This is a genomic window from Calidithermus terrae (assembly GCF_003574345.1).
GTDB lineage: Bacteria > Deinococcota > Deinococci > Deinococcales > Thermaceae > Calidithermus > Calidithermus chliarophilus.
The window spans coordinates 1-4,989 of the sequence record NZ_QXDL01000259.1; the positions used below are offsets into that span (position 1 = coordinate 1).

The 4,989-nt window shown below is 72.5% G+C and carries 2 protein-coding genes; one reads left to right on the forward strand and one right to left on the reverse strand.

Annotated features, from left to right (window positions below; translation table 11 throughout):
- Window positions 1–88: 88 nt before the first annotated feature.
- Complete coding sequence (locus tag Mterra_RS18775) at window positions 89–1,165, reverse strand: SAM-dependent methyltransferase (protein WP_119316529.1); 1,077 nt, start codon at window positions 1,163–1,165, stop codon at window positions 89–91.
- Window positions 1,166–1,387: 222 nt separating this feature from the next.
- Here Mterra_RS18775 and Mterra_RS18780 point away from each other — a divergent pair, with 222 nt between their 5' ends.
- Entirely contained in the window at window positions 1,388–4,606 is a 3,219-nt protein-coding gene (locus tag Mterra_RS18780; RefSeq protein ID WP_119316530.1) for an ExeM/NucH family extracellular endonuclease, read from the forward strand.
- Window positions 4,607–4,989: the final 383 nt, after the last annotated feature.

Below are 4,989 nucleotides of genomic sequence, written 5' to 3' on the forward strand. Positions count from 1 at the left end.
GAGGCCTGGTCAAAGGGCGGTCAAAAATACGCCGGTGGCCCGCCGCCGGGCGCCCAACGCGCGGGTGCTTTTCGTGCTCGCCAACGGCTCAGGCCGGGGGAGAGGCCGCCTGGAGGCGGGCCTCGAGGCGGCGGCGCCAGTGCTCGAGGGTGCGGGCGTAGTGTTCGCGCAGGTCTTCCACGTCGCGCACCTCGAAGCCGGCGGTTTCCGCCTCGCGCAGCATCTCCCACAGCGGCAGGATCTCGCCGTCGGGGAAGACGTAGCGCCGCATGAACTCGCCGGAGGCGGCCCAGGCGGGGGATTTCGGCGGGACCGGCCCCCGCGCGATGGCGTGGTGCAGGAAGAGGCCGCCGGGCTCGAGGCAGGCGAAGGCGGCCTGGAAGTAGCGCCCCAGGTTGGCCCGGCCCACGTGCTCGGCCATGCCCACGCTGGCGACCTTGTCGAAGCGGCCCCGCACCTCGCGGTAGTCGAGGGCCTCGACCCTCACGCGGCCCTCGAGCCCCCGCCGCCGCACCCGCGCGCGGGCCTCCTCGAGCTGGGCCTGCGAGAGCGTGATGCCTAAGGCCTCCACCCCGTAGCGCTCGGCGGCGTGGATCAGCAGCCCGCCCCAGCCGCAGCCGACGTCGAGCAGGCGCTCGCCCGGCCGCAGCCGCAGCTTGCGGCAGATGAGCTCGAGCTTGGCCTCCTGGGCCTGCTCGATGCTCTCGTCGCCGCGGGGGAAGTAGGCGCAGGAGTAGACCATGCGTGCGTCGAGCCACAGCCGGTAGAAGTCGTTGGAGAGGTCGTAGTGGTGCCGCACCGCCTGGCGGTCGCGGGCCGGGGAGTGCGCCGTCCCGTGCAGGCGGGCGCCGAGCCCGCGGACGCCCGCCGCGCCCAGGGCCACCCCCCGCGCCCACTCCAGCGGGGAGGCGGGCAGCTCGACGTGCTCCAGCGCCGCCAGCACCGCCCCCAGGTCGCCCTCGACCTCCAGATCCCCCCGCACGAAGGCCTCGCCCAGGGCCAGGTCGAGCGGGGGAGCCAGCCCCTCGAGCAAGCCCCGCCCCAGCACCAGCGTGGCCCTAGGCTCCGCCGTGGCGGGCAACACCGACCCGTCCCACAGCCGCACCTCGAAGGGCCGGGCGGGGAGGACGCGCTCGAGCAGGCGCCGCAATTCGCCAGCCTGCATGTCCACCGCCTCCTTTCCTCCAGGGTAGGCCGGGCCCCCGGCCGGGCGCAACGGGTGGGCGACTTGAGCCGTCGGGGCACGCGAGGAGGCGGGCCCTGGCTGGCCTTTAGCTGACGAGACCGCGAAACACTGGCCCCTGGGGCGGGAGCTTTTCGGCCATAAGCCGAGCCGTTCCAGAGAAAGAAGCGGGGAAAACCGTACAGTGTCGCTAGGAGGGATCCAATGAATTCAGCTCGCCTTTGGTTGGCGGCGGGCCTGGTGGCTGCCATCGCAGCCTGCAGCCAGGCCCCCAAGTCTTCGGCCCTGCCGGGCGGGGTTTTCCCGCTGGGGGGAACCCCGGTGGTGCTCAGCACCGTCCCGGCGGCCGGGGCCGTCGGCGTGCGGCCGGACCGGCCGGTGAGCGTCACGTTCGACGAGGCCATGGACGCGGACCCGACCCAGACCGCCGTCAGCGTATTCCCCGGCCGCTACGACCCGGCCAGCAACCCGGCGAGCTTCGACAGGCTGCGCCTGAGCAGCGTGTGCAACGGCAAGTGGCGGGTTCGCAACCCCAACCCCCAGCCCATCAGCTTTAGCTGGGACGTGTTCAGGACCCCGCAGAAGGGCGTGGGCGTGGTGCCTGCGGGCGGCGAGGTGTTCTTCTACACCTCGAGGGGGATGCCCGGCACCACGCGCATCTTCGTGGGCGGCGTGCAGCAGGACGTGAAGGCCGCCTTCCCCGGCGCCTGCCCCCCGCGCGAGGAGCAGTTCGCCTGGAGCGCCGACTCCGCCACGCTCAGCCTGACCCCGGCCCAGCCCTTCGCCGAGGCCAGCACCTACACCGTGGCGCTGAGCACCCTCGCCCACAGCCGCGCGGGCGGCCGCCTGGCCGAGCCCTACGCCTGGAGCTTCACCACCCTGCGCACGCCGCAGTGCCCGGCCGGGGCCAGCGTGACCCGCACCTACCAGATCCAGGGCAGCGGCACGGCCAGCCCCCTGGCGGGCCAGACCGTGACCACCGAGGGCGTGGTGATAGGCGACTACCAGGCCAGCGGGCAGCTCGGGGGCTTCTACATCCAGGACTTCCGCGGCGACGACGACCCCGCCACCTCCGACGGGCTGTTCGTGTTCAACACCACCTTCGCGGTGAACGTGGGCGACTACGTGCAGGTGACGGGCAACGTCAAGGAGTTCGCCTCCGGCAGCGACACCCTGACCGAGCTCGAGGCCGTGACCAGCGTGACGGTGTGCGAGGGCGGGGTGTCGGTAGAGCCCACCCCGGTAGACCTTCCGGTGGCGGCGGTGGCCGACCTCGAGCGCTACGAGGGCATGCTGGTGAGCTTCCCCGAGACCCTCACCGTCACCGAGGTCTTCAACCTCGCCCGCTTCGGCGAGGTCACGCTCTCCTCCGACGGGCGCCAGTACAACCCCACCAACGGCAACGGGCTGGGCGACTCCCCCGCCCTCAACCCGCGCCGCCGCATCCTGCTCGACGACGCCTCCACGGCGCAGAACCCCGCCACCATCCCCTACCTCAGCGGCCCCGGCCCCGACGGCACCCGCCGCGTGGGCGACACCGTGACCGGCCTCAGCGGCGTGCTGACCTTCGGCTTCAGCGCCTACCGCGTGCAGCCGGTGGGCCCGGTGAGCTTCGCCAGCGCCAACCCGCGCCCCGCGGCCCCCGAGGCGGTGGGCGGCTCGCTGCGGGTGGCGAGCTTCAACGTGCTCAACTACTTCACCACCCTCGGCTCGCGCGGGGCCAGCAACCCGGCCGAGTTCGAGCGCCAGAAGGCCAAGCTCGTCGCCACCGTCGCCGGCCTCGACGCCGACGTGGTGGGCCTCATCGAGATGCAGAACAACGGCGACACCGCCCTCGCCGACTTCGTGGCCGCGCTCAACGCCGCGCTGGGGGCGGGCACCTACGCCGCCGTCCAGACCGGCACCATCGGCACCGACGAGATCAAGGTGGCCCTGATCTACAAGCCCGCTAAGGTCAAGCCGGAGGGGGCCTTCCGGGTGGACAACGACCCCGTCCACTCCCGCCCCCCCCTGGCCCAGACCTTCCGCGACCTGGGCACCGGCGGGCGCTTCACGGCGGTGGTCAACCACTTCAAGTCCAAGGGCTCCTGCCCCTCCGACCCCTCCGACCCCAACCAGGACTACGGCCAGGGCTGCTGGAACGCGCTGCGGGTGCAGCAGGCCCAGAAGCTTTTGGGCTTCCTCGAGCAGCTCAAGGCCACCGACCCCGACGTGGTGCTGCTGGGCGACTTCAACGCCTACGCCGCCGAGGACCCCGTGAACACCCTCACCGCCGCGGGCCTGGAGAACTTAGTGCTGCGCACCCCCGCCCCCAAGCGCTACAGCTACGTCTTCGACGGGCAGAGCGGCAACCTCGACCACGCCTTCGTCACCGCCTCGCTCAGCCCGCAGGTCACCGGCTTCACCGAGTGGCACATCAACGCCGACGAGCCCCGGGCCTTCGACTACAACACGGAGTTCAAGCCCGACGACCGCTACGCCCCCACCCCCTACCGCTCCTCCGACCACGACCCGCTGCTGCTGGGCCTCGCCCTCACCGCCGACCCCGCCGCGCCGCCCGACTTCGCCCTCAGCCTCTCCGACACCGCGCCCAGCGTGCAGGCCGGGCAGGGCACCCGCCTGACGGTGAGCGCGACGGCGCTCGAGGGCTTCAGCGGCGACGTCACCCTCTCGGTAGGCCCCGGCGTGCCGGGCGTCCTGATCTCCTCGCCCACCAACACCCTCAGCCTGCCGGGCGGCCCCACCAGCACCACCCTCGACGTCGCCACCTCCGCCAGCCTGGCCCCCGGCGCCTACGCCTTCACCGTCACCGGCACCGGCGGCGGCCTGACCCGCACCGCCAGCTTCACCCTCACCGTCACCCCGGCCCCCGCCACGAGCTGCGTGGTGATCAGCCAGGTCTACGGCGGCGGCGGCAACAGCGGCGCCACGCTCAAGAACGACTTCGTCGAGCTGTTCAACTGCGGCAACACCCCTCTGGACCTCTCGAGCTGGAGCGTGCAGTACGCCTCCTCGAGCGGCACCACCTGGCAGCGCACCAACCTCACCGGCTCCGTGGCCCCCGGCCAGTACTACCTGGTGCAGCAGGCCGCGGGCACGGGCGGCACCGTGAGCCTGCCCACCCCCGACGCCGTGGGCAGCATCGCCATGAGCGCCACGGCCGGCAAGGTGGCGCTGGTGAAGAGCCAGACCACCCTCACCGGCTCGAGCCCCCTCGGCAACCCCGATTTGGCCGACTTCGTGGGCTACGGCGGGGCCAACGCCTTCGAGGGGAGCGGCCCCACGGCTGCCCTTTCCAACACCACCGCCGCCTTGCGGGCGGGCAACGGCTGCCAGGACAGCAACAACAACGCCGCCGACTTCAGCGTGGGCGCTCCCAACCCGCGCAACACGGCCGCGCCGCTCAACCCCTGTACGCCCTAGCGGGCCATGGCCTGGCCCCCCGCCCGCGGGCGGGGGGCCGTCGCGGTTAAAAACCGGGAGGCGCCAACCGGCCCGCCCCGCCTTGGGCTGTTGCGGCCATGCTGGCACCTCGTTCCGGAGTTGTCGCGTGCTTGGCGCCTTCTGCACGCAGGGTTTGGCCCGCGGGCGAGAGGAGGAACCTTCCCCTTGAAGGCTCGAGCGTCGCTCCCGCCCCTCGGTGACGTTAAGGTGCACCTCGAGGCTGTGCCGGGCTTGATGGTCCAGCTCACCCAGGCCTTCCCCTTCCCCATCAACGCCTTCCTGGTGCGGGAGGAAGACGGCTTCACCCTCATCGACACCGCCTGGGGCCAAGCCAGGGCCATCGTGGCCGCGGCGCGGGCCCT